This is a genomic window from Bradyrhizobium elkanii WSM2783 (assembly GCF_000472865.1).
GTDB classification, from domain to species: domain Bacteria; phylum Pseudomonadota; class Alphaproteobacteria; order Rhizobiales; family Xanthobacteraceae; genus Bradyrhizobium; species Bradyrhizobium elkanii_A.
Window position 1 is genome coordinate 77,471 of record NZ_AXAP01000001.1, and the last position, 26,051, is coordinate 103,521.

23 protein-coding genes and 1 pseudogene are annotated in these 26,051 nt (G+C 60.2%); 19 read left to right on the forward strand and 5 right to left on the reverse strand.

Annotation, left to right across the window (positions count from 1 at the left end):
• The first annotated feature begins 25 nt into the window (after positions 1 to 25).
• A complete protein-coding gene (locus tag YY7_RS50105; RefSeq protein ID WP_035688707.1) occupies positions 26 to 1,531 on the forward strand; it encodes an L-lactate permease in 1,506 nt (501 codons plus the stop codon).
• Between the two features lie 129 nt (positions 1,532 to 1,660).
• Positions 1,661 to 2,671, forward strand: coding sequence for a hydroxyacid dehydrogenase (locus YY7_RS0100370; protein ID WP_028161496.1), 1,011 nt, complete (start codon positions 1,661 to 1,663; stop codon positions 2,669 to 2,671).
• A 30-nt stretch (positions 2,672 to 2,701) separates the two neighbouring features.
• Here the strand turns inward: YY7_RS0100370 and YY7_RS0100375 are convergent, their stop codons facing one another.
• The 3 genes and pseudogenes from YY7_RS0100375 to glk all read right to left on the reverse strand — a co-directional run bounded on the left by YY7_RS0100375 (position 2,702) and on the right by glk (position 6,973).
• Positions 2,702 to 5,221, reverse strand: a complete 2,520-nt coding sequence (locus tag YY7_RS0100375) for a glycoside hydrolase family 65 protein (protein ID WP_245287135.1) — start codon at positions 5,219 to 5,221, stop codon at positions 2,702 to 2,704.
• 162 nt (positions 5,222 to 5,383) lie between these two features.
• Positions 5,384 to 5,980, reverse strand: a pseudogene (locus YY7_RS64930) (HAD family hydrolase); the annotation flags it as partial.
• Positions 5,981 to 6,028: 48 nt separating this feature from the next.
• Entirely contained in the window at positions 6,029 to 6,973 is a 945-nt protein-coding gene (gene glk, locus YY7_RS0100380; protein WP_210164673.1) for a glucokinase, read from the reverse strand.
• Between the two features lie 62 nt (positions 6,974 to 7,035).
• Here glk and YY7_RS50110 point away from each other — a divergent pair, with 62 nt between their 5' ends.
• The 4 genes from YY7_RS50110 to YY7_RS0100395 all read left to right on the forward strand — a co-directional run bounded on the left by YY7_RS50110 (position 7,036) and on the right by YY7_RS0100395 (position 11,127).
• Entirely contained in the window at positions 7,036 to 8,010 is a 975-nt protein-coding gene (locus YY7_RS50110; protein ID WP_035688711.1) for a 1-phosphofructokinase family hexose kinase, read from the forward strand.
• A gap of 144 nt (positions 8,011 to 8,154) precedes the next feature.
• The gene (locus YY7_RS64935) at positions 8,155 to 8,280 is read left to right on the forward strand and encodes a hypothetical protein (protein ID WP_080663494.1); all 126 of its coding nucleotides are present in this window, start codon (positions 8,155 to 8,157) and stop codon (positions 8,278 to 8,280) included.
• A gap of 164 nt (positions 8,281 to 8,444) precedes the next feature.
• Entirely contained in the window at positions 8,445 to 9,857 is a 1,413-nt protein-coding gene (gene pyk / locus YY7_RS0100390; protein WP_433994482.1) for a pyruvate kinase, read from the forward strand.
• Between the two features lie 208 nt (positions 9,858 to 10,065).
• Positions 10,066 to 11,127 (forward strand): Gfo/Idh/MocA family protein, encoded by a 1,062-nt coding sequence (locus YY7_RS0100395; protein WP_028161500.1) that lies wholly within the window; start codon positions 10,066 to 10,068, stop codon positions 11,125 to 11,127.
• Between the two features lie 396 nt (positions 11,128 to 11,523).
• Here YY7_RS0100395 and YY7_RS0100400 read toward each other — a convergent pair whose 3' ends face one another.
• Complete coding sequence (locus tag YY7_RS0100400; RefSeq protein WP_028161501.1) at positions 11,524 to 12,120, reverse strand: TetR/AcrR family transcriptional regulator; 597 nt, start codon at positions 12,118 to 12,120, stop codon at positions 11,524 to 11,526.
• A 102-nt stretch (positions 12,121 to 12,222) separates the two neighbouring features.
• Between YY7_RS0100400 and YY7_RS0100405 the strand changes: the two genes are divergently transcribed.
• The 7 genes from YY7_RS0100405 (at position 12,223) to YY7_RS0100435 (ending at position 19,777) form a co-directional block, all read left to right on the forward strand.
• On the forward strand, positions 12,223 to 13,599 hold the full coding sequence (locus tag YY7_RS0100405; RefSeq protein ID WP_051396401.1) for an aspartate aminotransferase family protein: 1,377 nt from the start codon (positions 12,223 to 12,225) through the stop codon (positions 13,597 to 13,599).
• A gap of 17 nt (positions 13,600 to 13,616) precedes the next feature.
• Positions 13,617 to 14,831, forward strand: a complete 1,215-nt coding sequence (locus YY7_RS0100410) for an ABC transporter substrate-binding protein (RefSeq protein ID WP_080663496.1) — start codon at positions 13,617 to 13,619, stop codon at positions 14,829 to 14,831.
• A gap of 38 nt (positions 14,832 to 14,869) precedes the next feature.
• Positions 14,870 to 15,730, forward strand: a complete 861-nt coding sequence (locus tag YY7_RS0100415) for a branched-chain amino acid ABC transporter permease (RefSeq protein ID WP_028161504.1) — start codon at positions 14,870 to 14,872, stop codon at positions 15,728 to 15,730.
• 30 nt (positions 15,731 to 15,760) lie between these two features.
• Complete coding sequence (locus YY7_RS0100420) at positions 15,761 to 16,816, forward strand: branched-chain amino acid ABC transporter permease (protein WP_051396402.1); 1,056 nt, start codon at positions 15,761 to 15,763, stop codon at positions 16,814 to 16,816.
• Complete coding sequence (locus tag YY7_RS0100425) at positions 16,810 to 17,565, forward strand: ABC transporter ATP-binding protein (protein WP_035688713.1); 756 nt, start codon at positions 16,810 to 16,812, stop codon at positions 17,563 to 17,565. Before YY7_RS0100420 ends, YY7_RS0100425 begins: the two co-directional genes overlap by 7 nt.
• The gene (locus YY7_RS0100430; protein ID WP_028161507.1) at positions 17,555 to 18,265 is read left to right on the forward strand and encodes an ABC transporter ATP-binding protein; all 711 of its coding nucleotides are present in this window, start codon (positions 17,555 to 17,557) and stop codon (positions 18,263 to 18,265) included. Before YY7_RS0100425 ends, YY7_RS0100430 begins: the two co-directional genes overlap by 11 nt.
• 87 nt (positions 18,266 to 18,352) lie before the next feature.
• Complete coding sequence (locus YY7_RS0100435; RefSeq protein WP_051396404.1) at positions 18,353 to 19,777, forward strand: amidase; 1,425 nt, start codon at positions 18,353 to 18,355, stop codon at positions 19,775 to 19,777.
• Positions 19,778 to 19,866: 89 nt separating this feature from the next.
• Here the strand turns inward: YY7_RS0100435 and YY7_RS50115 are convergent, their stop codons facing one another.
• Positions 19,867 to 20,565, reverse strand: coding sequence for a GntR family transcriptional regulator (locus YY7_RS50115; RefSeq protein ID WP_051396405.1), 699 nt, complete (start codon positions 20,563 to 20,565; stop codon positions 19,867 to 19,869).
• A 118-nt stretch (positions 20,566 to 20,683) separates the two neighbouring features.
• Here YY7_RS50115 and YY7_RS0100445 point away from each other — a divergent pair, with 118 nt between their 5' ends.
• From YY7_RS0100445 to YY7_RS0100470, 6 genes are read left to right on the forward strand one after another with little or no spacing between them, the layout of a single operon-like run.
• Entirely contained in the window at positions 20,684 to 21,577 is an 894-nt protein-coding gene (locus YY7_RS0100445) for an amidohydrolase family protein (RefSeq protein WP_035688720.1), read from the forward strand.
• A gap of 23 nt (positions 21,578 to 21,600) precedes the next feature.
• Positions 21,601 to 22,779 (forward strand): ABC transporter substrate-binding protein, encoded by a 1,179-nt coding sequence (locus tag YY7_RS0100450; RefSeq protein ID WP_196237194.1) that lies wholly within the window; start codon positions 21,601 to 21,603, stop codon positions 22,777 to 22,779.
• Positions 22,780 to 22,827: 48 nt separating this feature from the next.
• Positions 22,828 to 23,709 (forward strand): branched-chain amino acid ABC transporter permease, encoded by an 882-nt coding sequence (locus YY7_RS0100455; protein WP_028161511.1) that lies wholly within the window; start codon positions 22,828 to 22,830, stop codon positions 23,707 to 23,709.
• Between the two features lie 17 nt (positions 23,710 to 23,726).
• Positions 23,727 to 24,629 carry a branched-chain amino acid ABC transporter permease gene (locus tag YY7_RS50120; protein ID WP_035688722.1) on the forward strand — a complete coding sequence of 301 codons (903 nt, stop codon included), beginning with the start codon at positions 23,727 to 23,729 and terminating at the stop codon, positions 24,627 to 24,629.
• Positions 24,626 to 25,348: an ABC transporter ATP-binding protein gene (locus YY7_RS0100465; RefSeq protein WP_028161512.1), complete on the forward strand. Its 723-nt coding sequence runs from the start codon at positions 24,626 to 24,628 to the stop codon at positions 25,346 to 25,348. The genes YY7_RS50120 and YY7_RS0100465 overlap by 4 nt, the downstream gene beginning before the upstream one ends.
• Positions 25,341 to 26,048: an ABC transporter ATP-binding protein gene (locus YY7_RS0100470; protein ID WP_028161513.1), complete on the forward strand. Its 708-nt coding sequence runs from the start codon at positions 25,341 to 25,343 to the stop codon at positions 26,046 to 26,048. Before YY7_RS0100465 ends, YY7_RS0100470 begins: the two co-directional genes overlap by 8 nt.
• The last annotated feature ends 3 nt before the right edge of the window (positions 26,049 to 26,051 follow it).

Genomic DNA, 26,051 nt, shown 5'->3' on the forward strand with positions numbered 1-26,051 from the left:
CCAAATCAAATGCACGGAAAGCGGAATGGCAGCCTTCGTCTCGATCGCCCCACTCGCTCTGATCGTTCTTCTCATGGCCGTATTGCGGTGGTCGGCGGCCAGCGCGGGACTGGTCGGACTCGTGGCGGCCGCGGCTGGCGCAATCGGATTCTTTGGCTTCGGAACGCGCATCTACGCTGAGCAGGGCATCGCCGGAGTGCTCATCGGAACCGGTGCGGAGGCAGCTTTCTCGGCCGCTGACATCGTGTGGATCATCCTGCCGGCTCTGTCCCTCTATGAGCTGCAGCAGCGCTCAGGCGCGATCGATGCCATCCGCAGGGGATTGATGAGTTTGTCCTCGGACGAGACCCTGCTTGCCCTCGTCATCGCCTGGTTCTTTGCGTCATTCATGGAAGGAGCGGCGGGGTTCGGCACACCTATCGCCCTGGCTGCGCCTCTTCTGGTCAGTCTCGGCTACACACCCGTCGTGGCGGTCGCTTTGCCGCTCATTGGTCATGTCACAGGCACTTCGTTTGGCGCGCTCGGCACTCCGATCTTGGCGCAGGCCGACGTGTCAGGCATCAGCGGCAGCAGCATCGCCCCGCCGACGGCCTTGCTGCATGCGAGCCTGGCGCCATTGCTGGTGCTTTCGATCGTGTTCATCGCGAGCAAAGCGCGATTCCAGGTGAAATACGCGGCATGGGCCATCGTCGCCGCCATTTGTTTCCTGCTGCCGTACCTGGTCTTGGCCATGTGGGTAGGACCAGAGCTGCCGACGATCGGCGGAGCGCTGGCCGGTGGATTGGCATTTGCTTTTGTCCTCAGACGGATGCATCCGCAGCAAGCTGAAACTCTGGATGCGAGATCGCTTGCCATTGCTGCTCTACCATATGCCGTGCTGGTCGGCTTGATCCTCGTGACGCGTCTCGTTCCGCAGATCCGCGATCCGCTCCGGCAGGTTGTGCTCGAATGGGGGTTGCCCGGACCGTTCAGCGGACGCGTCGAGCTCCTCTATCATCCCGGGACCATGCTGCTCGCAGGATTTCTGTTCGGCGGGCTCTTGCAGGGATGCAAGATTGCCGATCTGGCCGGTGCCGTCACTGCTGCTATCCGTCGACTGGTTCCCGTCGCCGCTGCCTTGTTCTCGATGCTCGCGATCGCGCGGCTGATGGTCCATGCGGGCATGATAGAGGCACTGGCGGAAACGGCTACACGGACCGGTCAGGCGTGGCCGCTGCTTGCGCCTTCAGTTGGGGCAATCGGCTCCTTCATCACGGGATCGACAACCGTCTCCAACATCCTCCTGACGGATCTTCAGCAGGCAGCCGCTGCCGGGCTCGGCTTGCCGATGTTGGCACTGATCGCCGCCCAGGGATTCGGAGCTGCCGTCGGCAATTGTGCGGCGCTGCACAACATCATCACGGGCGCTGCCACGGTCGGCCTGCAAGGACGTGAAGGCGATATCCTGAGAAAGACGGGACCAGTTTGTCTTGGATACCTTGCGCTCGGAGGCGTTCTTGCGCTGACGTTCGCGCGATGGTTCCCGTTTTAGAAGCGGCCGCGTTGTTCCATCAGATGGCAGCGGCTGGACTGATTCCCGCCGTCATGTAAGGTTGCATCTGGATTGGACCGCATAAGCTCATCGGAGCTATGAACCCGTGCTCAGACCCGGGAGGCCGTCATGAACATTGTCGTGTTCGAAACCGAGGAATGGGAGCGACAAGCCTTCCTGCGCCTTGAGCCAAGCCATCGCGTGCGCTGCGTTGCTGAGCCGCTGGACCAACGGAACGCGGCTGACTTCTCCGAGGCCGAAGTTGCCAGCCCATTCATCAATTCGCGGTTTGACGCAGCAGCCCTCGCAAAATTCCCAAGGCTAAAGCTGATAGCGACGCGATCGACGGGATACGATCACATCGATCTCAGCTACTGCGCCGCACACGGCATCATCGTGTCGAACGTGCCTGACTATGGCGATTCGACCGTGGCCGAGCACGTCTTCGCTCTGCTGTTGGCAGTTGCGCGCAATCTCGTGGAGTCGGTGGAGCGGACGCGGCGCGGGCAGTTCACACAGACCGGGCTACGCGGCTTTGAGCTCCGCGACGGGACAATCGGCGTCATCGGCACCGGCCGGATCGGGATTCGCGTGATCGAAATCGCACGCGGCTTCGGCATGAATGTTCTTGCTTACGACCTCCGACCGGACGAAGCGGCCGCCGTCCGGCTCAAGTTTTCCTACGCGAGCCTCGACAAACTGTTGTCGGATTCGGACGTCGTGACGCTGCACGTGCCCGCAACGTCCGGCACGGCCAGCATGCTCTCGGATCGCGAGTTCGCCCGCATGAAGCCGGATGCAATCCTGATCAATACGGCACGCGGCCATATCGTTGACGTTGAAGCGCTGGTGCGGGCGCTGGCTAACGGCAGGCTCCGCGGCGCCGGCCTCGACGTTCTGCCGCAGGAGCCCCTGATCCGCGAGGAGGCGGCGATCTTCCACCAGGACGCAGTTCGGGACGCCGATGATTTCAAGGCACTGGTTGCGAACCATGTGTTGCTGCGCTTTCCCAATGTGGTGGTGACGCCGCACAATGCGTACAACACCGAGTCGGCGCTGCAGCGCATCACCGCGACGACGCTTGCCAATATCGAGGCGTTTGCGCGCGGGACGCCGCAGAACGTCGTGTCCGCGCATTGAAAGTTCGCGGCGCCGCGAGTGCTCGCGCGATCAGGACGCACGGTGAAGCGGCACGCTGGTTCGCTCGCCCGGGTACAGAACGAAATGCCGTTCGTCGACCGCGATGGAGATTGCGTCCGCTCCACTTGGATCGCTCGCCAGCGTCAGCGCATCCTGGGTTATATCCACGCTGAGCGAGTGCTGGCGGTAGCGGAGCCGAAATGCAAGCCGGCGCAGTTCATCCGGTAATGCCGGGTGAAAATGCAGTTCTTCGCCGCGCAGTTCCAGCCCGGTGAAGCAGCGTTGCAACAGGTCGATCGTGCCGGACATGGCGCCGAGATGAATGCCTTCGCGCGTGGTCCCGCCTTGAACGTCGCTAATGTCACTTTGCAGAGCCTCCGTGAAAAGTGACCAGGAGCGTTGCCGGCAGGAGCGCGCCAAGACCCAGGCATGCACGAGGGCGCTCAGGGTGGAGCCGTGCGAGCTGCGCCGCAGATAGTAGTCGATGGTTCTGGGGATCGTGGCAGGATTGAAAGTGTAACCAAGGCGGTTGAAGAGCTCCGCCAGTTCTTCTGCGGAAAACAGATAGAACAACATCAGCGCATCGGCCTGCTTGGAGAGCTTGTAGCGATTGGGCGAGTCGCTCTCCGCCTCGAGGATCAGGTCTAGCCGCATGATATTCGGGTATTTGCGGCGATAGGCGTCCCAGTCGAATTCCTGTAGCAGCTCATAGCCTTCAAACTGGCTGAGAATGCCGTCATCGTGGAATGGCAGGTACAACTTGCAACTGACATGCTCCCAATGTGCGAGTTCCTCCTGCTCGATTCGCAGGTTCTGGCACAATTCGTGACAGCGTTCCTTGGGCAGCAGCTCAAAGAGGTCTAGCGCGCGGGCAATGCACCAGACGGCCATGACATTGGTGTACGCGTTATTGTCCAGGCCTGCCTCATCCCGATCCGGATAGCCGTCATGGAATTCGTCCGGCCCCATCACGCCGCGGATATCATAGCGGTCGCGTGCTTCGTTCCACTGCGCAAGACTGGCCCAGAAGCGGGCAATCTCGAACATCAGCTCGGCGCCGAAGGAGTAAAGGAACTCGGCATCGCCAGTGGCTTGATGGTACTGCCAGACATTATAGGCGACGGCCGCGCCGATATGGCGCTGCAGATGTGTGTCGTCTTTGATCCAGTTGCCGGAACGCGGGTTGAAGTACATCACGTCGGTTTCTTCGCGCCCATCGCTACCGCTCTGCCATGGGTACATCGCGCCGCGGAAGCCGGCTTGCCGCGCGGCCCAGCGCGCCTCATCGAGGCGCCGGTAGCGGTAGAGCAGCAAGGCACGCGCGAGGATCGGAAAATGCAGGTTCAGCAGCGGGAAGATGAACAGCTCGTCCCAGAAGATGTGGCCACGGTAGCCCTCGCCATGCCAGCCGCGGGCGGGGATGCCAGCATCCAGTTCCATGCTGTGGCTGGAAGCTGTCTGGAGCAGATGGAAGAGATGCAGACGCACGGCCAAATGCGTCTCATCCGCTTCGTCACTGGCGATATCGAGCAGATCCAGGTCGCAGCGCTCCCACAAATGTCCCCAGACACGCTGATGGGTTTGCAGAAGTGCATCAAAGCTGTCGGCGCGTGCGATGGCGGTGCGCGCTGCGGTTTCCGGATCGGCGATGGCGCGGTCCCTGGAGGTATAGAGCGCGACGATCTTCTCGATCTCGATGCCGGCGCCCGGCACGGCATCAAGGGCGATGTCATAGCCGACACGCGCCGCTTCCTCGATCGGGTGCTTGTGCACGGCGGCATCAAGCCCGCGCGCACGTGCGTCCAACCGTGCGGCCTGTGCGATCCGTAGCTGCGACTGCGTCATCTCCACCTGAAGCAGCATGGAGCAAGGTGCGAAGGCGGCGGCTTCGCACACGCGCAGATTCCGGCTTTCAAACGCTCTGTATCTCGGCACGCCGGTATTGGCGACGTCGCCGTCCAGCATGGCGCGCACGGTGAGCCGGCCGGACCAATTCTGCGAGGTGACGGTGACATGCTGGCCGGCGAGGTGCTTGCTGTCCATGTGCACGAAGCGGCGCTCAGTGAGGTTGATTTCCCGCCCCAGCGGGTCGCGTACCCGCAAACTCCGCAAATACAGACCGTGGCGCAGATCGAGCGTTTGCCGATACTCGAGCACTTCGACGCGACGCAGGTCGAACCAGTCTCCGTCGTCGATCCGGAAGGTCAGTGGCAGCCAGTTGGGGAGGTTGACCAGGTCCTCGTTCTCGATCGGGCGACCATCGATCACGGTGGTGAGCCGGTTGTAGCCGCCGGCGAGATACGTGCCGGGATAATACAGATCATCAGCGCGCGCTTCGGCGGCGGCTCCGCGGGTCACGAAGTATCCGTTGCCAACGGCGAACAGGGTTTCGCGACGCCCTTCCAGGGCAGGATCGAACCCCTCATGGACAAACAGCCAAGGGTCCGGCCGAGCGCGGGCCGCGGGATGGCGGGTCTCGGTTCCTTGTTGCGCGATGAACGGGTCAAGCCGATGCACGTCGGGCTTGGCGACAAGCGGGCGCGGCGTCACTCGATCGTCCAATTCCAAATCGATCTGGTTGAGGTCGGCGACGACGATATCGGCACCGGCGTTCTTCAGGTCCGCACTATGGCCGACCCGGTCGATGCCGATGACGAGGCCGAAACCGCCGGCTCGTCCCGCCGCCACGCCGGCGATCGCGTCCTCGATGACGACCGTGCGATCGGGCAAGCTCCCAAGGCGCTGCGCCGCCGCAAGAAAAGTGTCGGGCGCTGGCTTGCCCGGGAGCCCCAGGGTCGCGGCATCGCGTCCGTCGATGCGAGCGTCGAACAGATGATCGAGCCGCGCAGTTTGCAGAATCTCCTGGCAATTGCGGCTCGCCGAAACCACCGCCGTCTTCAGGCCGAGCGCGCGCAGACGCCGAATCAGGGCCACCGTGGAAGGATAGACGTCGACCCCTTTGCCGCGCATCCTCTCCAGGAACAGTCCGTCCTTTCGTACGGCGAGGCCCTGGATGGTTTCGACCTCGGGACCATCGCGCTCATCGCCTTCCGCGAGGCCCACGCCGCGCGCGGCCAGGAAGGCACGAATGGCCTCTTCGCGCGGACGCCCGTCGATGTACTTGCGGTAGTCCTCAAGCGTGAATGGCGCGAAGGCAACGCCGGTGCGACGGGTGTGCCCTTCGAAAAAAACATCGAAGGTTTGCGTCCAAGCCTGGAAATGGATGCGCGCGGTATCTGTCACCACGCCATCGAGATCGAAGGCGACGGCATCAAATTGCGACGGAACAAGACCGGCTTTGCGAGACATGCCTCGGCTCACGGAGTTATTGCGACGTACGCCAGCATTGATTTCAAATTAAACGGAGTGGCTCGGCTCCACATACAAGGCAGCGCCGAGGAGGCCCGCATGAGGACGTAAGATCTGGTCGATCGGTATCCCGTCCAGATACGAGCTGAACCGTCCCTTTGCAGTGAAAGCCTGCTTGAGCGCTTCGACATCCCAGAGTGGCCGCAGTCCGCGGCACAGTCCGCCAGTAATGACGACCCCGCCGCTGGTCAAAAGGGTCAGGGCGAGATTGCCGGCGGTCGCACCGAGGATGGACGAGAAGATCCTTATCGCCTCACAGCAAGTAGGGCACTGGTTCGCTGCGGCGCGGGCCGAAACGTCTCTGGGATCCTGCAGATCGATGATCTGCCCATTCATCTTGGCCAGAGTTGTCGCAATCGCCAATAACCCCTTTCCGGACAGCAACTGTTCGGCTGACACATGCGGATAGTGCCTGTGGAGATGCGACAGGATCTCGACTTGGACACTGTCCGCCGGAGCGAATGTGGCATGCCCGGCCTCACTCGGGAGTCCGACAAGGGTTCCCGCATTATTCAGCAGAAAGGCAACACCGAGGCCGGTGCCGGGGCCAATGACGAGGGAAGGCTGGCTTGGATCACGTGTTCCCGCTTTTACGGAACGGATCTCATCGGGTTGCAGTGCAGCAACGGACAACGCCTGGGCGAGAAGATCATTGATCACGATCAACTTGCGCAAGCCGAGCCGCCGCCGCACATCCGCTATCGAGAAATGCCAGGAGCTGTTGCTGAAGGTCACCTCATCGCCCAGGACGGGGCCCGCCACAGCGAGCACCGCCTCTTCCAGCATCGGGACGCCGGACAGATAGTCCTCCACCGCCTCGACAAGGCCGGGATAGTGGGCGACCGGTAGCTTGCGCGCATTCGATGGATGCGAACCAGGCTCTGCAATCGCAAACCTTGCGTTGGTGCCGCCAATGTCTCCGACCAGCCGCATGGCGTTCATCCCCTGAGGATGATAATGTTCAACTTCTATTTCCAGGCGAGAAGGCTTGCAACATGATACAGCAGCCGGAGACAGCCTCAAAGCCTATCGTTACACTGACGCTCAGCCCGACCATTGATCTCGCGTTCCAGTCGAACGAGATCAGACCGATCCGTAAGAATCGTGCGGTACAACAGCGCACGGATGCGGGAGGCGGCGGCATAAATGTCGCGCGTGTGCTGAAGGAACTGGGCGCCGAGGCCTACGCCATTTACCTGGCTGGCGGCGCTACTGGACTCGTCTTGAATGAACTTGTCTCGAAATTGGACGTGCCAGCAAAATGCGTCAATATAGCCGGCAGCACACGCATCAGCTTCACGGTCTTCGAAGAGATTTCGGGGCTCGAATATCGTTTCGTAAGCGAGGGCTGTTCTCTTGTCGAAGCAGAGTGGCAATCGGCCCTATCGCACCTTAAGGAATGTGACGCAGACATCATCGTCGCGAGTGGCAGCTTGCCGCCGGGTGTTCCCATCGATTTTTACGCCCGCGCGGCCGACATCGTGCGGAGCAATGGAGCACGCTTGATCCTTGATACCTCAGGGCCTGCGCTCCAAGCGGCCGTGTCGGCAGGAGGCATTTGTCTCGCCAAGCCCAGTGTTGGGGAGTTCGAGACGTTGACACACAGAAAGTTCGAGTCACCCGAGGAACTTGTCGATGCCGCGACGTCTTTGGTCGCTACCGGGTCCGTCGAAAACCTTGCTGTGACCATGGGACGCGATGGCGCATTGCTCGCAACTCGGTCAGGCACGTTGCGACTACGAGGCCCTAAGGTGAAGCCTGTGAGCGCTGTAGGGGCGGGCGATAGTTTTGTAGCGGGCATGACCTTTGCGCTGGCGCGCGGAAAAAGTGCTGAAGATGCATTCACGCTCGGCATGGCTGCGGGTGCCGCTGCTGTCCTGACACAAGGCACCCAATTGTGCCGTCGGGAGGATGTCGAGCGTCTCCATGCCGAAGTGATGGCCGAGCGCCTGTCCATGCAGCCAACCTAGCGCGCTGGCGTCGTAACCTCGACCTCGCAGTCGCTCCGCACCGAGCTTCCCGGATGCCCGGGATGAACACGGACCAATCAGAGACAACCATGGGCGCAGCGGCAGAGTCGACTTTGACGAGTGGCGTCACATCGCTGGCATACGATGTCTGCCAGCGATGTTGCGAAGTTGCTTGCCACCGACTGCGGGAAAGGGCTCGATCCGGCTGAAGCAGCGAGGCGGCTGCAGCCGTATGCGCCATACAACCCAGCAGTGTACGATCCGGTATAAAAATGCTAGTAGTGAGCAACCAGTGCGGCGCAAAAGGTCAGCGAATAAGCCGCGGGGCGGGTACCATGCTCTTCGAAGGAGATTAACTGCGGCACAAAAGTCACTAGATGAAGCCGCATGCGAGTCCTGCCTGATCGAGCCGGAACGGAAGGGATCACATGGTCATGCGTCGTCGACGGGCGAAAATAGTTGCTACCGTTGGCCCGGCCAGCGCTTCGCCAGAGATGCTTAAAGCGCTGTTTGTCGCAGGTGTGGACACATTCCGTCTCAACTTCAGCCACGGAACCCAGAAGGATCATGCAGACGTCCATGCTGCGATCCGCGCACTCGAGCAGGAAATGCAGCGCCCGATCGGCGTTCTGATGGACCTGCAGGGGCCCAAAATTCGCGTTGGCACCTTGCGCGACAAGAAGATCACAGTTCGGTCCGGTGAGATCGTTCGCTTTGTCGGCTCCGGATCGGAAGGTGACGCCGGGGCTATACCCTTGCCGCACCCGGAAATCTTTGCAGCCCTTGCCCCCGGCGACGATCTCCTGATCGACGATGGCAGGGTGCGCGTTCGCGCGACGAGACTGGGCAATGACACCATCGAGGCCGAGGTGATCGTTGGTGGTGCGATCTCGAACCACAAGGGCGTCAATTTGCCGGGAACGATTCTCGATCTGTCGCCGCTCACCGCAAAGGACCGCGCCGATCTGGAATTCGGCCTGCGCCTTGGCGTGGACTGGGTAGCTCTCTCATTTGTGCAGAAGCCATCGGACATGATCGAAGCACGGGCGCTGATTGGCGAGCGCGCCGGGCTCATGGCGAAGATCGAGAAGCCCGCGGCACTCGAGCGGATCGATGACATTATCCAGCTGTCGGATGCGATCATGGTTGCGCGCGGCGATCTGGGGGTCGAGATTCCGCACGAGGAGGTGCCCGCTCGCCAGAAGGAACTGGTCCGCGCCTGCAGGCTGGCCGTCAAACCGGTGATCGTCGCCACTCAGATGCTCGATTCAATGGTGACAGCCCCGACACCCACGCGTGCCGAGGCTTCAGACGTCGCCACCGCAATCTATGACGGCGCGGATGCCGTGATGTTGTCGGCGGAGTCGGCCACCGGCCAGTACCCGCGCGAGGCCGTCGAAATGATGGACCGCATCATCCGCAGCACAGAGCAGCACAAGATGTATCGCTCGATCATCGAAGCAACCCAGCCTGATGAGGAGCAGACTCCGCCGCACGCGGTGGCCGCGGCGGCGGCCGACTTGGCCTCGGCGATCCGGGCGGCGGTCATCGTCGCCTATACCGCAAGCGGGACAACGGCCGCACGTGTCGCGCGGAAGCGGCCCAGGGTGCCGATCCTGGCGACCACGACGAGTGTGGAAGTGTCCCGTCGCCTCTGTCTCTTCTGGGGTGCACACAGCGTGCTTTCCGACGATGTGAAAGCCTACGAGGAGATGGTCAGCCGCGCGACGGAGCTTGCGAAACGGGAAGGGTTCGCCGGCGCCGGTGATAGTTTGGTGGTCGTTGCCGGCATACCGTTAGGCCAGGGCGGGACAACCAACAACTTGCGCGTCGTTTCGGTCTCCTGATCCCCCCGGTGGGGCGGAGATTGCCGAAGTGGCGGCCGAGCGCGACGAGAGCCGTACCAGTGATCGCCGGCAACCAAAAACCGACACCCGAACCGGTCGAGCCGGGAACGCACTGTCTCCCGATTGACTTGATCTGTTGGAACCTTTGCTAATAAGGAACCGGGAGCGTTATCGCCCCGCGTGGTCTCCGCGTCGAAAAGGAGGCTCAATGATCAGGTTCGGCCTGCTGGGATGCGGGCGTATCGCCGAGCGCCATGCCGATCTGCTCGGCGGCAATCGCATCGAGGGCGCAACGCTCGCGGCTGTCTGCGACTTGGTGCGTACTCGCGCGGATGCGCTCGCAGCGAAGTTCGGCGTTGACGCCCACTACGACATCGATGATTTTCTCGCCCGCAAGGACGTCGATGCGGTCGCGTTGTTGACCCCGAGCGGCATGCGTCGCGAGCATGTCATCGCCTGCGCGAACGCCGGCAAGCACGTCGTGGTGGAAAAGCCGATGGCGCTGCGGCTGCGGGACGCGGATGACATGATCCGCGCCTGCGACGAGGCAGGCGTCAAGCTTTTCGTCGTCAAGCAGAACCGCTTCAATGTTCCCGTGCTCAAGGCACGGGAGGCGCTGGAGGCCGGCCGCTTCGGCAAGCTCGTGCTCGGCACCGTGCGCGTGCGCTGGTGTCGCGATCAGGCCTATTACGACCAGGATAGCTGGCGCGGCACCTGGGCCTATGACGGGGGCGTGCTCACCAATCAGGCGAGCCACTATATCGACCTGCTGGAATGGTTCTTCGGCGATGTCATCAGCGTTCATGCCCGCGCGATCACCGCCTTGGTTCGGATCGAGGCCGAGGACACGGCGGTCGCGACGTTGAAGTTCAGGAACGGCGCGCTCGGCGTCATCGAGGCGACCACCGCCACCCGGCCGACCGACATCGAAGGCTCGCTCTCCATTCTCGGAGAAAAGGGGATAGTTGAAATTGCGGGCCTTGCGGTCAACCAGATCCGACATTGGCGTTTCGTCGACGAACTGCCGTCGGACAAGGACGTGATCGAAAAATTTTCGATCGACCCGCCTGACGTCTACGGCTTCGGCCATCAGGCCTATTACCAAAACGTCGTCGATTGCCTGGTGAACCAGCGCGCGGCGCTGGTCGACGGCCTCGAGGGCCGCAAGAGCTTGGAACTGATCTCGGCGCTCTATGAATCGATTGAGATCGCGCAGGAGGTGGCGATTCCCTTCACGCCGCGTCTGGGCCGGCTGGGCGTCGTATCGTAAACCAGCCGGAGCACATCGGATCGGCGTACGGGATGCGCAATTTAGCGCCGGCGTGAAGGTCGTGGTTGAGCTCTGCAATCTCTATGGCCGAGAGCTTGGCGACGGCTGACCGCGCGACGGATCCCATCTTCTACCGGATAAGCCCTTGGGTGCGACCAGTAGGTCATTGATCGTTCTCAACCCGGGGCTGCCTCTTAAACAGCGGGTCCCAGGTTCGAGCCCTGGTGCGCCCACATATAAATCAAGTCTCCCGTCTGTTCGCTTTTTCAACACGTCGCGACTGCGGGAAGCGAACCCGGATCTTCGGCTGCGCTCCCCACTCCAGCGACCCCTGACGTCCGGGGTTCGAGTCTCTCCCAGCATCGGCTCGTGGGCTCGGACGTGACTGCGCATTGGTTATGGGGCCTGCTTGGATCCGAGCTGTTCGACCATTTTGACGACCCGGTGCGCAAATCGGCTGGTGAGATTCGCGTCGCCCAGCAGCAAATTGAACCAGACCGCGCCAAAGACAAAGTCAACAATCATCTCTGAATCGAGCGTGCTTGGCAGCTCGCCGGATTCGATGGCACGGTTGATGACTGCCTTCGCAGCATCTCGACGAGGCTCGACAATCTTCTGAAGAACGAGCTTTCGCATGTCGGGGTCGCTTTGCGCTTCGACGACCACGCTCTTCAGAATATTTGCATAGGCCGCGTCCTGAATGCGCTTTGTCGTCTGCAACAGAACGGCAAGCAAGTCATTCACAAGACCGCGCGCAGGCAGCGGGGCCGGGCGCTCCAGTCCATCCATGTACAAGTCGACGAGCAGTGCGCCCTTCGACGACCATCGTCGATAAATGGACTGCTTTGCTACCGCGGCCCGGGCTGCGACGCCCTCGATCGAGAATGAAGCGTAACCCTCATCCCGAATGAGATCTCTGGCCGCGTCGAGAATGGCGCGGTGGACGTTTTCGTCCCTGGGGCGCCCCGCGCGGGCAACAGCCTTCTTTCCCATCATTCATCCTATTGACATACGCAACGGTTCGTATTGTATTTGGTTCGTTGGCCGGGAGGCCAGTCTCTCTTTTTGAGATTTCGGGGCATGGCAGTTTCCCAAATGATCGATTTGTCGCGGACTGGTGGACTGGAGGGCAGCCGCCTGCTCAAGCCGAATCTGGCTGCACATTATCCCAAAGTCACGCGAGGCGAGGGACCTTATCTATTCGATAGCGAAGGACGACGCTATTTCGATGGATCGAGCGGTGCGATGACCGCGAACCTGGGTCACGGTCTCCGCGAAATCGGCGACGTCATGGCGGAACAGGCCGCTACCATCGCATTTACCTTCAGAAACCAGTTCAGCAATGAGCCGGCCGAGCGCCTGGCTCAGAAGCTTTGCGAGTTGGCTCCTGGGGATATCTGCAGTGCGTTCTTCGTGAACAGCGGCTCAGAAGCCTCGGAATACGCCGTCCGCATGGCCCTCCACTATTGGAAGGAGTGTGGTCGCCCACAGAAGACCAAGGTCCTCGGCCGTATCACCAGCTATCACGGCATGACGATGGGAGCCCTGTCGATCTCGGGCCATTCGGGGCGCCGGCCCGACTACGGTCCGCTGCTGCACCAGTTCGCCAAAGTTCCCCCAGCGTATTGTTATCGATGCCCGTTCGGGCTTCAGCCGGAAGACTGCGCGACGGAATGCGCCGATGCTTGGGAGACGGAGATCCTTGCTCAAGGCCCCGATACGGTCGCGGCTGTAATCGCTGAGCCGATCGTTGGTGCTGCGGGCGGAGTGTTGCCGCCCCCACCTGGCTACTTCCGTCGGCTGCGGGAGATCTGCGATTGTCATGACATCCTGCTCATCGCTGACGAAGTGATCACCGGCGCAGGACGTACCGGCGCATGGTTTGCATCGGAGCAAGAACAGGTTGTTCCTGACATCATCCTGCTCGCAAAGGGGTTGAGCGCGGGATACACGCCGATGGCCGCCATCCTCCTGCGCCAGAGGATCGTGCATGCCATTGCCGAGGGCAGCAGCATCGTTCCCTTCGGCCACACATTCAGCGCCAATCCTCTAAGTGCGGCGGTGTGCCTATCTGTGCTCGACTACGTCGAGCGGAACGACCTATTGCGTAACGTGCGCGAGCGCGGCGAGGAGTTGCACGCGGGACTTTTGGCGCTCTCGCAGCGACATCCGTGCATGGTCGACATCCGAGGCCGCGGCCTGTTGTGGGGATTCGAACTCGTGCGCGATCGGGCAACCCGCAGGGCTTTCGAGGCGGAACAGAATGCAGCAGGAATGCTGGTGTCGATCTGTCGTGATCATGGGCTTGTCGTATATCCCGCGGGGATCGCGCCGCTCAACAATTCGATCATCGTGGCGCCGCCCCTCATTGCCACGTCGGACCACATAGCCGAGCTGACCGCGAGGCTGGGGGATAGCCTTTTCGAATTCGAGAAAGTCGTAGCCCAGACGCGGCCTGAACAATCTGTTTAGCCCAGGAGAAGATCTTGATGCCCATTGCACAAACGCGTCGCGATGTTCTGTTGTCCGCCGTGGCGCTCGCGGCAGCTCCGATCCTTCCGGCCTGGGGCCAAAGGGCCGGTGTGGTAACCATGGGCGTTATAACTCCAACCACTGGCACTTTCGCGTATGCCGGGGATCTAGTTGCGCGTGGTGCCTCGCTGGCGCTGGAAATGCATGGCGGCAGTGTTCTTGGCAACGCCGTGCGCTTACTGACGCGGGATGATGAAGGCAAGCCGGCGTCCGGTGTTCGCCGTGTTCAGGAGGCCGCAACCAGCGACGGAATGCGATATTTCATCGGAGCCTATTCCAGCGCTGTCGGGCTTGCCGAATCCGAGGTCGCGCAGCGCGAAAAGCTGCTGCAATTCGCCGCGGGCGGCTCCGAAGACTTCACGGGTAGTCGGTGCGGACGGTATACGTTTCAATGGTCGGCTCATCCTTACACCGCGATGCGCGCGACGCTCGAGTACGTAAGAAAGACGTTTCCTCAAAAGAAAACGATCTACACTCTAACTGCAGACTACGTCTTCGGGCACGCACTTCTCAAATATACCAAGATCGTGGCGGCGGAACTCGGCTTTGAGCTGGTTGGCAACGACAACCATCCGTCCGGCGAGCGTCAATATACCCAATACCTCACAAAGGCGGTCGCTGCGAGGCCTGATATTCTGCTGTTGAATACAGCCGGAGCTGATGCCGTCACGGCGGTCCGCCAGTTCGCGAGTTTTGGCGCGGAGAACATCGCGGTCGTTGGTCCTTGGTCGCTCGAAGTCGATCAGCTTGCGGAGCTCGCGCCGGAAATGCGGACGGGCTTGGTCCTTGGTCAAAACTACTATCCCGACATCGACACGCCGGCCAACAGGGAGTTTGTGGGAACCTACACGAAGAAGTTCTCGGCGCTTCCGGGATATTCCTCCGCCTATGCCTATGACGCAGTCCGGGCTCTCCTTATGGCCATGGAGAAGGCGAACAGTACCGAAGTTCCGGACGTCATCAAGACTCTAGAGCAAATGTCCTGGGATGGAGTGCTTGGTCGAATGTCGATCGATCCGAAGACCCATCAGCTTATTCGACCGTATTTCGTCGTGCGCTGCAAACAGGCATCCGACATGCGCCATGCAGCCGACTTCGCTGACATCGTGGCGAACGGCGACAAGCCTCAGCCTCCCGAACTCAACGAATGTAAGCAGATGCCTGCGCTCTAATTCACCGATATGAGCACGCGACGCGAGAGGGACGGCAGATGCTTTGGCTGATTTCAGCGCAACTCGTCAACGGCATCGCGATCGGGATGATTTACGCCCTGATGTCGTTCGGCCTTTCCATCATCAAAGGCCTGCTGAACATTCCGAACTTCGCTCACGGTGCCTTGTACGCGCTCGGTGCATACCTCTGCTATTCGGTCGTGTCGCTTGGAATGTCCTTTGCCGTCGGATTGGCGGTCGCATTTCTGGGCGCGGCGCTTGCCGGTTTGGCGCTGGACCGCTTTGCGATACAGCCTGTCAGCGGAAGCGGATATCTTCCCCAATTGATCACGTTGTTCGGCGCCGCGCTTGTGATCGAGCAGGCCCTCCTGATTGGCTGGGGCACGGTTGGACTCAGCTATTCGCCACCGCCCATCTTGCGAGGGGCGATCAATCTCGGCTTTACGATCGTGCCGAGATACATCGCCTTTGCGAGCGTTTTCTCCGCGCTGGTGATCAGTGCCGTGTGGCTATTGATCGAGCGCACCAAGTTCGGTGCTTATGTCAGGGCAGGAATCGAACGACCCGAGACCACTCAGGCTTTGGGGATCAACGTCGACCTGTTGCTCTCCGCGGGAATGATGCTTGGCGCCGGACTGGCCGGACTGGCGGGTGGCTTGGCATTGCCGCTGGTCGGAGCGACATCGACCATGGGGGGCGATATGTTGGGCATTGCCTTCGTCGTACTCGTCATCGGTGGGCTCGGATCTCTTTACGGATCGATTGCGGCGGGGGTGCTGGTCGGAGTGGTCCAGAGTCTCATGACGATTGCGGCGCCTGCCGCGAGCACGGCGATTATTTATGCAGTGATGATCGGCGTCTTGCTTCTTCGACCCCAGGGGCTTTTTGGCGAGCGCTGACGGCAAAGCCCGTCTGGCGAGGTATTGGCGATGAGATCATCGGACCACAACGGAACTGTACTGGCCAAGAGTATCGAAGAACCTGTCGAAATCAGCAGTGTTGGCACCACCGCGAGACCGGGACCGCTGACCGCGAACCTGATCCGAAGCATCGGCATTATCGGTGCCGTGTCGATCCTGCCCTTGGTGATGCCGATCAACATCGCGACGGAAATCCTGATCTTTGGGATTTTCGCAATGGCAGCGAATCTGCTGATCGGAACGGCTGGCCTCTACTCTTTCGGGCAGGCCGCGTTCTTTGGTACAGGCGGATACGCGGCCGGGTACCTTCTGGCGCATGGTTGGACGTCGTTGCCGCTCGCCCTGGTCGTTGCCTGCGGGAGCGGAGGACTAATCGCGGCAGCGGTCGGCATTCTAAGTATCCGCAGGCTCGGCATCTACTTCATGATGCTCACCTTCGCGTTCAACCAGCTGGTCTACTACATCGTATATTCCTGGCGCTCGGTAACCGGTGGAGAGGATGGCCTGGCGGGCATTCGTCGTCCCGTACTTGAACTGCCATTTGTCGGGTCGTTCAGTTTCGACGACAATCGAAGTTTCTACGCGCTTGCATCTGTCCTCTTCCTTGCGACGATGATTGTTCTGGTGCGGATGGTGAACAGCCCGTTTGGTCTTGTACTTGCGGCGAGCCGGCAGAACAGTCGTCGCACGGTCTCCCTCGGGTATCCTGTGCCTATGCTCCAGCTCGTCGCCTTCGTGATCGCGGGGGCAATCTCAGGCGTGGCGGGTGCACTGTTTGCCATGTTGTACCGGATCATGCCCATTGATTCCGTACATTGGACCGGATCGGCGTACGTGGTGTTCATGGTCGTCATTGGCGGGCAGAGGAACATGCTTGGCCCGGTGATCGGCGCCGCCGTGTTCATATGGTTGCAGGGCTTGTTCAGCTTGGTCTGGACTCGATGGCCGCTGCTCCTCGGGGTATTCGTTATAGTCATCATGGCCTCTCTACCGAATGGGCTGGTCGGCTTCGTCTCCAAACTCTCGAGCTGGACGGTCAAGGGACGTGGACAGCGACAATGCTAGCGCAAAATCAAATCGTATTGGCGGCAGACCGATTGTCGAAGCGCTTCGGCGGAAACACTGTAGTCGATCAGGTGAGCATCGCATTCGCCAAAGGGCGTCTGCACAGCATTCTTGGACCAAACGGTGCCGGCAAGACCACGCTATTCAATCTCTTGACCAGGGACCTTATCCCGGACTCCGGCGCGATTCGGCTTGGAGCGACCGACATCACCGACCTGACGCCTGATCGCGTCGCGAGAATGGGGGTCGCCCGCTCCTATCAGATCTCAAGCGTCTATCTGGACATGAGTGCGCGAGAGAATGTCTGGGTTGCCGCGTACCGGGCCCGCGGCGGCAATCCCTTTGTGTTCTGGCGGCAAGTGACGCGGTTCGCCGAAACGCGCGAATGGGCCTTTTCCTGTCTGCAGAGGCTTGGGTTGGTCGAGATCGCGGATGTGCCGGTGCGAGAACTTTCATATGGCGATCAACGCCTCCTCGAACTCGCTGTCACCTTGGCCTGCGAGCCCAGGATCATTCTTCTCGACGAGCCAACTGCCGGACTTTCAAGCAAAGAGGCTGAGCGTGTGAAGCGGGTGATCCTGGCCCTGAAAGGTGAGTTCAGCATCATCATGATCGAACACAACGTGGGTATCGTCATGGATCTTTCGGACGAGATCACCGTGATGAACCGCGGCGCGGTGGTTGCTCACGGCAGCCCTTTCGAAATTCGCGAGAATAGGGATGTGCAGGAGGCCTACTTTGGTAGTTGAGAAGGCTTTGCTGAAGGTCGATGCCATCGACGCCTACTATGGTCGAAGCCAAGCGTTGTTCGGCGTGAGTTTCGATGTTGGCCGCCGCGAGGTGGTCGCGGTTGTGGGTCGAAACGGTGCCGGAAAGACGACTACGCTGCGAGCGATCATGGGTCTCAACCCGGTCAAAAGCGGTGCCATCTCGTTCGATTCGACTCGAATCGACGGAATGAAGTCGCACCAGATCGCACGATCCGGGATTAGCTATGTGCCTGAAACCCGCGACCCGTTTTCGCTCTTGACGGTCGAGGAGAACATCATGCTCGGGCATCGCCGGGGGTCTCCTTACGACCTGCGCCGCATCGTCGAATGGTTTCCGGACCTCGCTGGCCTGCTGAGGCGTCGCGGCTCGGAACTATCGGGCGGGCAGCAGCAAATGATGGTGATCGGAAGAGGACTTGCACCGGGTCCGCGACTGCTGTTGCTGGACGAGCCATCGCAGGGGCTGGCGCCCGTTGTGGTCAAGAAGGTGGGCGAAACGCTTGCGGCGTTGCGCGGTGAAGACCTGTCGGTCGTCCTTGTTGAGCAGAATATCGGCTTCGCGCTTTCACTCGCTGACCGAGTGGTGGTGATGGAAAACGGCATCGTCGTCGACCGCCTAAGCTCGATCGAAAGCCAGCGTCATCCAGAACGCATCGAGCGATATCTCGGCATTCACTAGCATCAGTGCCCCACAGTCCGACCGTGCAGTGCCGGCTTTGCCTCGCCTGCACATGGTCGCGTCCATATAATCGAAGGATCACAAGCGATGACCAATCTTCAATCCGATATCGGATACGCGAGCGCGATTGAGCTCAAGGAAAGCTATGCGCGCGGATATACTACGCCAGTAGAAGTCGTAAGAGCGGTCCTGGAACGGATCAACGCCATCAATCCACGGATCAACGCCTTCTCGGTAGTTATGTACGAGGAAGCGCTTGCTGCCGCAAGACAATCGGAACACCGCCTCCGGGAGCGCGAGGCGGGTCCGCTCGAGGGAATTCCGGTCACGATCAAGGATGCCTTCGATGTTGCCGGTCAAGAAACGTCGACCGGTTCGTACGCCATCAAGGGGCAGGTCGCGGCGACTGACAACGTCGTTGTGGAACGTCTGCGCAAGGCCGGCGCGGTGATCATCGGCAAGACAACAATGTCCGAGTTTGCCTGGTCCGGCATGAGCCGCAACCCTGTGACGGGGATTACCCACAATCCTTGGCGGCATGGACTTAATGCGGGAGCCTCCTCGGCTGGAGCGGGTGCTGCCGCGGCGACCGGTTTCGGACCGCTGCATCTTGGGTCTGATGGAGCTGGCTCCATCCGTATGCCATCACATTTCTGCGGCATCTTTGGGTTGAAGCCGACCTACGGGCGCGTGCCTTGCGTCCCCGTCACGAACAACGACTACGGTACTCATCCTGGACCGATGACGCGAACTGTCGCGGATGCTGCGCTCATGCTCGAGACCATGGCCGGCCCCCACTTTCTCGATCATACGTCGTGTGAGGCGCGGCCCGATGCCTATCTTGCGGAGCTGAAGGGGTCGATGAAGGGTAAGCGTGTGGCCTTCAGCCTCGATCTCGGTCACGCAAGAGTTGACGATGAGATTGCCGATATCGTCCGGAATGCAGCGAGGACTTTTGCTGGCACGCTCCAGGCGGACGTCGAAGAAGTGATCCCCGACTGGGGTGCGCTCGGGCCTGAGCTCGGCCGCTTTTTCTGGAGTGTCTATTGCGGACGTCATGCCAGGCTACTGGCTGATTGGGAAGGCCGTATGAGCCCCGATCTTGTGGCTTGTATTCGCGCGGGAGCCAACTTCTCGGCCGCCGATTACATCAATATGCGAGAGCGGAAGCTGACTTACGTGGCCAGGATCTCATCGTTTCTCGAAAATTGGGATTACCTCATAACGCCGGTTGCATCTGTTGCGGCGTTCCCTGTCGAGCGCGTGAGGCCCGAGCATTGGCCGGAACATGCATGGGACTGGCTTGCATGGTCTGAGTTCCTTTATCCGTTCAATATGTCCAGCCACCCAGCCGCCAGCATCCCCTGTGGCATGACCGCGGCTGGGCTTCCGGTCGGGTTGCAGATCGTAAGCCGGCGTTTCAACGATCTCGGGGTCTTGCAAGCTGCGGCGTCCTTCCAAGAGGCGCTACCAATGCAGCGACAGCGTCCACCCATTGAACCGGCCGCGTGACACCGCCTCCTTCATGCGAGGACCTAGCAGACTAGGCTAACCAAGCGCCCGGATAGGCTATCCTCTCGAAGCAAATCGCTGTACGTCCACTAAATCGAAACGTCGGGCTGGGCCTTGTTCAGCAGGAATGCCTCGACCTGCTGTGCCGTGCGTTCATAGTGAACACGGAGGTAGGTCACCGCGGCTTCGGCATCGCGGGCAAGCGCGCTTTTGAAGATCAATTCGTGCTCCTCCTCGATTGCTCGAGGGTTGTCCGGTATCGCCCACGACAGACGACGATAGCGATCGGCACGATCATAGAGACCCTCGCTTATGGACAGGAGTATGGGTGATCCGCAGGCCAGGATAAGCGATCGGTGGAAAACGGTGTGCCGGTGATTCCAGTCTTCATCGACCACCGTCGGTGCTTGCTGAGTTGTTCGGGCGATACGCTTCATCAAGTGGTGCGCCGATACGAGCGCGCCCTCCCAATCCGCGCCTCCCTTCGCAATCGAGAGCCGTAGCGCTTCGCCCTCGATAAGTTGCCGGCTCCGCGCAATGTCCCAGAGCTCTTCAATGGATAGTGGCGCGACCCGATAGCCGCGGTTCTCTTCCAGGGTTGTGAAGCCCTCGGCCGTGAGCCGCGTCAGCGCCTCGCGGACCGGGGTGACACTCATCCCGCAGAGGTCTTGGAGCTCTGCAAAGCGTAAGCGCGTGCCGGGCGGCAGTGCCCCACCACGAATAGCATCGCGAATCCGTAGATAGGCACTTTCAGCCAGGGTTTTTGCCGTGCCAGCAACCGCCGTCATCGATGCTCCCGTACAAGATGTGCTGGATTTTACCACAGACCGCATATTTTCGAAAATACTTGACGCGCGATAATTCAGTCCTAAAAGTGCCAGCAACGATATTGGGGGAGAAATGCGGATGGCTGAGCCCATCGAGGCGATCGACGCGCATCATCACATTTGGCGTCTTGCTGACTTGGCTTGGCTGTCCGGGCCGCCAGTGCCGCGTATTTTCGGTCCCTACGAAGCCATTCGCCGAGACTACACGGTCGACGAATTCCGGCGCGATCTGGAAGGCGCCAACGTCGTCAAATCCATTTACGTCCAGACCAACTGGCCCCCCGGCGGCGAATTGACGGAGGCGCAATGGGTGCAGTCAGTGGCTGATGCGGCAGGTTGGCCGCACGCCTGCGTTGCCTACGCTGATCTTGCCGATCCGAACGTCGACGCATTGCTCGACAAGCTTTGCAAGTTGCCCACGGTGCGCGGCGTGCGCCAGCAACTGCACTGGCACGAAAATCCTCAATACCGCTTCGCGTCCCGGCCCAACGTGATGAACGATCCCGCTTGGCGCAAGGGCATGACCGAGCTTGCCAAGCGCAATTTGATCTTCGAACTTCAGGTCTTCGCCGGCCAGATGCAGGATGGTGCGGAGCTTGCGCGCGCATTTCCGAAGGTCAACTTCGTGCTCGAACATGCGGGCATGCTGGAAGATCTCTCGCCCGCGGGGTGGGAGCTCTGGCGTCGCGGCATGAAGTTGCTTGCCGCTCAGCCGAATGTTTTCACCAAACTATCCGGTCTGGGCACCTTTGTGCATGCTTATCCGGCTGAGGTCGTGTCTCCGATCATCAGGGAGACCGTTTCTATCTTCGGAGCAGGGCGCTGCATGTATGGAAGCAATTTCCCGATCGAAAAGCTCTGGACGAGCTACAAGGCGCTGAACGAGACCTTCCGTCAGTCCATTTCCTATCTCTCGCTGGAGGAGCAGCGCGCGATCCTCCACGACACCGCTGCACAGCTCTATCGCATCTAATCAATAAGTTAATGGGGGAAATCATGCTCGGTCGTTTTTTGCCGAAACTGTCGGTGTTGGTCTGCGCCATGGCCGCGATGGCCGGTCCCGCTCTCGCTGCCGACCAGCCTTTGAAGGTGGGCTGGAATTCCGAACTCTCCGGCGTCTGGACGTTCTTCGGTAACGCCTGCTTGGACGGAGCACGGCTTGCCGAGACGGAAGTCAACGCAAAGGGCAAGAAGATAGACCTGATCGTCCAGGACAATCAGAGCAATCCGGCGCAGGCTGCCGCCGTAGCAAGATCGCTCGACACCCAGGAGAAGGTCGATCTCCTGTCCGGTCCGACCAATGCAGACGTGTCACTCGCGGTCTACGGATACGCCGAAGATGCCAAACTGCCCGTCTTGATGCCTGTCGCAGCATTCCCGCAACTCACAAAGCCCGGAACCAAGCAGGTCTTTCGCATGGAGCCGGACGCCGTAGGATGGGGCTATGCCGCGGTCAAATTCATCAAGACCATGAAGTCGGATGCCAAGATCGGCGTCATGATGAGCGACTTTGCGGTCAATCGGGCCATCCTCGCCGGCCTGAAGTATCAGGCGGAGAGGGACGGCATTGCCATCGTGGCCGAAATGCTGTTTCCGCAATCAGCCTCGGATGCGACGGTGCAAACCGCGCAAATGAAGGCGAAGAAGCCTGATTTCGTCATCCTGGCTGGCGGCGGCGCGTTCGACGCCACGCTGACGCGACAGATGCTCGACGTTGGTTTCAAGCCGGAGCAACTGTATCATCCTTACGGGTCGACCAAGCAGATCATGACATGGGGAGAGCGCTCGATCGGCTCGTACTTTGGGACGTTTTTTGACCATAACCTTCCCAATTTGACCGAGCAGGGCAAAGCCTTCGTCGAAAACTTCCGCAAGGTGAAGAACTATCCGCCGGGATACACCGAGAACTACTGCTACTCGACGGTCTATCTGCTCAACGAACTCGTGGACAAGGGGGCAAAGGGCAGGGATGGAATTCGCGCGGCCTTGCGTGAGGTCAACACGAAGGAGGTGACGACCGGCGTGCCCATCCGCTTCGATCAAAACGGGGCACGTATCGAGTACATGTACCTCATGCAGTTGAAGAGCCTGAGCAAGGACGACTTCAAAACGGAGAAGGTCAACTACATGGAATGGTCGCCGGAGGTCCTGCCCGTCTACGATCTGGTGCGTTGACCAGGAACGGCGGTTCGGGGCGACAATTCGAGTTGGGGTTACGTTTCAATGCTCGAAGAGAATCTGCTCGTAGTTTTTTCCGTGATCACGTCGGGGCTGCTGGTCGGCACCATATTCTCGGTGGTTGCCGCCGGCCTGTCGCTGATTCACGGAACCATTCTTCTCCCTCAAGCGGCCAACGGGCAGGTCTTTCTAGGCGCCGGCCTGCTGTTTTGGCTTTTTGGTACGGAGTGGGAATGGCCGCTCTGGCTGGCCGTGCCGACGACCTTTCTGATCATCGGTTTCCTGGCATTTGCGTGCGAAGCAACGATCCTGAAGCGATTCTATCCGCTTGAGGATCGCAACATCAGCTATCTGATCATTACCCTCGGTATCGCACAAATCCTGAGCGGGATTTATACGGGCACGTTCGGCAGGATCAGCGACACATTTCAGGTCACGGCGCCCGTCAACGGATTCGCGATTATCGAACCGGTGCCGATTGCGTATACCCGGCTGATCGCGTTTGTCCTGGCTGGATCGGTTTTGGGCGGATTGGTCGCTTTTCTCAGGCTGCACCGGATCGGCCGAGCGCTGCGCGCCGTGTTCCAGAACCGCGAGGCAGCACGCCTGCGCGGTATAGATACCTTGAAGATCTATCGGTTCGCTTTTCTGCTGGGTACCGCAATCACGACGGCAGGCGGAATTCTGTTCGCGCTGGCGTTTGCGCTCGACCTGACCGTCGGCTGGACCATCTCACTCATCACTTTCTCAATCATGATCGTCGGTGGGCCGGGGAGCGTCGTCGGCGCGCTGGTGGTTGGCCTGGTATTCGGGTTCACGCAGGCAATTGTCAGCGTCTTTGCCGATCCGACGGTCGCTACCTTTGCTTACCTCTTGGCAATGCTTGCGATGCTGTTCATTCGCCCGAGCGGGTTGTTCGCCAAATGAGAATACTTGTGATTGCAATGGTGATCGCGACGCCATTGGTTGCGATTTTCGGCCTGCGGAATGACTTTCTGGTGTTCATCGCGGGCATCGCGCTGATCCATATGTTGTGGGCGAGCGGCCTCAATCTGCTGTACGGCTTCACAGGTCTGATCCCGCTGACCTACGCCGGCATCGCCGGAATCAGCGCGTATATGACGGTTCATCTGGTCATGCGGTTGGGACTGTCGTTCTGGCTTGCGTTGCCGATCGGCAGTGCCGCGGCAGCTCTGGTCGGATTGCTTCTCAGTCTTCCTGCCATTCGCCTTCGTGGCTTTTACTTTGCGTTGTCCGGCATGGTGATCCAATCGGCGTTTACGATCGCTTTCGTTTATTTTCCGGCATATACAAATGGCGATACCGGGATCGCATCGGTGCCGCGTCCCACCGGTTTCGATGGAGGTGCGATTCCGTCTCCTTACATGGAGTGCGTGCTTGCGCTGTTCGTGATCGCAGCAGTCGCCGGCATCGGCTTGACCATGCGCTCCCGATTTGGTCGGACGTTGATCACCATCCGGGAGGATGAGGACCTTGCGCGTGCGCTTGGGATCAATGTCACGCTGAACCGTACAGCGGCTTTCATCATCTCGTCGTTCATCGCGGGCCTGGGCGGCGGCTTGTATGCGCACTACATCGGCTTCGCCTCACCACGCGCCTTCGATGTGCTAATCAGCTTGAATCTGTGGCTCATGGTTGCGATGGGAGGACGCGGAACGCTGGTCGGGCCGCTGCTCGGAGCGCTCCTGCTCGCGCCGCTTCCCTACCTGCTTGTGCAGTACACATGGGTCAAGGACGTCATCTATGGGGTTGCCATCGTTCTCGTAACCTTATTCTTGCCGCAAGGCATCTATGGCTTTGTATTGAAGCGGAAGGCGCGGACATGAATGATCTTCTGCTCGAGGCGACCGACATTTCGAAAGCGTTCGGCGGGCTGAAGGCGCTTTCAAACGTGAATGTGTCCCAGCGCAGGGGCGAGTTGCTGGGCATGATCGGTCCGAATGGCAGCGGCAAATCGACATTCGTCAATGTGATCAGCGGAACGCTGAAGCCGGATAGCGGCGAGATCCTGCTCGATGGCGCCAACATAGCCCGGCGTCCGCAGCACGTCGTCGCACGCGCCGGCATCGCCCGGACCTTTCAGGCCGTAAAGATCTTCGACAAGTTAACCGTTCTCGAAAACGTGCTTGCCGGTGCGCTCGGGCACAGTTCGATGGGCACCAAGGAAGTCGATGAGGCAAGAGAGGCATTGGCCCGCGTCGGGCTGACAGCCGACCTCGAACAGCGGGCGGGTGCGCTTGGTCTATACGATCGACGTCGGCTGGAGTTTGCTTCCCGCCTGATCTCGCGACCCAAGCTTCTGATGCTTGATGAGCCGGTCGGAGGGCTCAATCCGGAAGAGATCCGCGCGATGATCGGCCTGATTCAGTCCCTTCGAGAGGAGTGCGGGATATTCATTATCGAGCACACCATGAAGGTCATCACCTCGCTCGCCGATCGGGTGGTCGTTCTGGTCAACGGCAAAAAGCTGGTCGACGATAGTCCGCAGACCGTGCTGCGCCACCGGGAGGTAATCGATATCTATTTGGGGACGGGCGATGCTTGAACTCCAGAAACTTGTGATCAGATACGGAGATTTCCTTGCGGTCGACGGCGTCGACATGACGGTCAAGCAGGGCGAGATCGTTGGAATCATCGGACCCAATGGCGCCGGTAAGACATCGTTGCTGAATGCCGCTGCCGGACTCGTGCGGCCGTTCTCAGGCTCGGTCCGCTTCGGTGCTGACCTGCTGGAAGATGCAACGCCCGACGTACGGCTGGCCCATGGTCTGGTGCTCGTTCCGGAGGTGCGCGGCGTCTTCCCGATGATGTCCGTGCATGAGAACCTTCTCGTCGGCGCGTATCTCTGTCGAAGCACACAGGAAGTGGCGCGGCGCATCGAGCGCGTGCACCGGCTCTTTCCCATCCTCAAGGACCGGAGGGCCCAAATGGTCGGAACCATGTCCGGAGGACAGCAGCAAATGGTCGCCATTGCTTCCGGCCTGATGGCGTCACCAAAGCTGTTGATGCTGGACGAGCCTTCGATCGGTCTTGCTCCGGTTATCATCAAGGAAATCGGCCGAACCCTTGGTCGCCTGCGCGACGAGGGATTGACCATCCTGTTGTCCGAACAGAATGCCAAGCTTGCGACCGCCATTGCGGACAGAATTTACGTCGTGCAAGCTGGCCGCATCCAAATGGCGAGGACCACAGAGAGCCTCCTCGACGATCCCAAATTTGTCGAATCGTTCCTTAGCCTTTCGTAATCA

Excerpts from the sequence above, each read along its gene's own strand:
- YY7_RS50105 (WP_035688707.1), top strand. The coding sequence starts at position 26 with ATGGCAGCCTTCGTCTCGATCGCCCCACTCGCTCTGATCGTTCTTCTC.
- YY7_RS0100370 (WP_028161496.1), top strand. The coding sequence starts at position 1,661 with ATGAACATTGTCGTGTTCGAAACCGAGGAATGGGAGCGACAAGCCTTC.
- glk (WP_210164673.1), bottom strand. The coding sequence starts at position 6,973 with ATGCGGCTGGTCGGAGACATTGGCGGCACCAACGCAAGGTTTGCGATT.
- YY7_RS50110 (WP_035688711.1), top strand. The coding sequence starts at position 7,036 with ATGATACAGCAGCCGGAGACAGCCTCAAAGCCTATCGTTACACTGACG.
- YY7_RS64935 (WP_080663494.1), top strand. The coding sequence starts at position 8,155 with ATGTCTGCCAGCGATGTTGCGAAGTTGCTTGCCACCGACTGCGGGAAA.
- pyk (WP_433994482.1), top strand. The coding sequence starts at position 8,445 with ATGCGTCGTCGACGGGCGAAAATAGTTGCTACCGTTGGCCCGGCCAGC.
- YY7_RS0100395 (WP_028161500.1), top strand. The coding sequence starts at position 10,066 with ATGATCAGGTTCGGCCTGCTGGGATGCGGGCGTATCGCCGAGCGCCAT.
- YY7_RS0100400 (WP_028161501.1), bottom strand. The coding sequence starts at position 12,120 with ATGGGAAAGAAGGCTGTTGCCCGCGCGGGGCGCCCCAGGGACGAAAAC.
- YY7_RS0100405 (WP_051396401.1), top strand. The coding sequence starts at position 12,223 with ATGATCGATTTGTCGCGGACTGGTGGACTGGAGGGCAGCCGCCTGCTC.
- YY7_RS0100410 (WP_080663496.1), top strand. The coding sequence starts at position 13,617 with ATGCCCATTGCACAAACGCGTCGCGATGTTCTGTTGTCCGCCGTGGCG.
- YY7_RS0100415 (WP_028161504.1), top strand. The coding sequence starts at position 14,870 with ATGCTTTGGCTGATTTCAGCGCAACTCGTCAACGGCATCGCGATCGGG.
- YY7_RS0100420 (WP_051396402.1), top strand. The coding sequence starts at position 15,761 with ATGAGATCATCGGACCACAACGGAACTGTACTGGCCAAGAGTATCGAA.
- YY7_RS0100425 (WP_035688713.1), top strand. The coding sequence starts at position 16,810 with ATGCTAGCGCAAAATCAAATCGTATTGGCGGCAGACCGATTGTCGAAG.
- YY7_RS0100435 (WP_051396404.1), top strand. The coding sequence starts at position 18,353 with ATGACCAATCTTCAATCCGATATCGGATACGCGAGCGCGATTGAGCTC.
- YY7_RS50115 (WP_051396405.1), bottom strand. The coding sequence starts at position 20,565 with ATGACGGCGGTTGCTGGCACGGCAAAAACCCTGGCTGAAAGTGCCTAT.
- YY7_RS0100445 (WP_035688720.1), top strand. The coding sequence starts at position 20,684 with ATGGCTGAGCCCATCGAGGCGATCGACGCGCATCATCACATTTGGCGT.
- YY7_RS0100450 (WP_196237194.1), top strand. The coding sequence starts at position 21,601 with ATGCTCGGTCGTTTTTTGCCGAAACTGTCGGTGTTGGTCTGCGCCATG.
- YY7_RS0100455 (WP_028161511.1), top strand. The coding sequence starts at position 22,828 with ATGCTCGAAGAGAATCTGCTCGTAGTTTTTTCCGTGATCACGTCGGGG.
- YY7_RS50120 (WP_035688722.1), top strand. The coding sequence starts at position 23,727 with ATGGTGATCGCGACGCCATTGGTTGCGATTTTCGGCCTGCGGAATGAC.
- YY7_RS0100465 (WP_028161512.1), top strand. The coding sequence starts at position 24,626 with ATGAATGATCTTCTGCTCGAGGCGACCGACATTTCGAAAGCGTTCGGC.
- YY7_RS0100470 (WP_028161513.1), top strand. The coding sequence starts at position 25,341 with ATGCTTGAACTCCAGAAACTTGTGATCAGATACGGAGATTTCCTTGCG.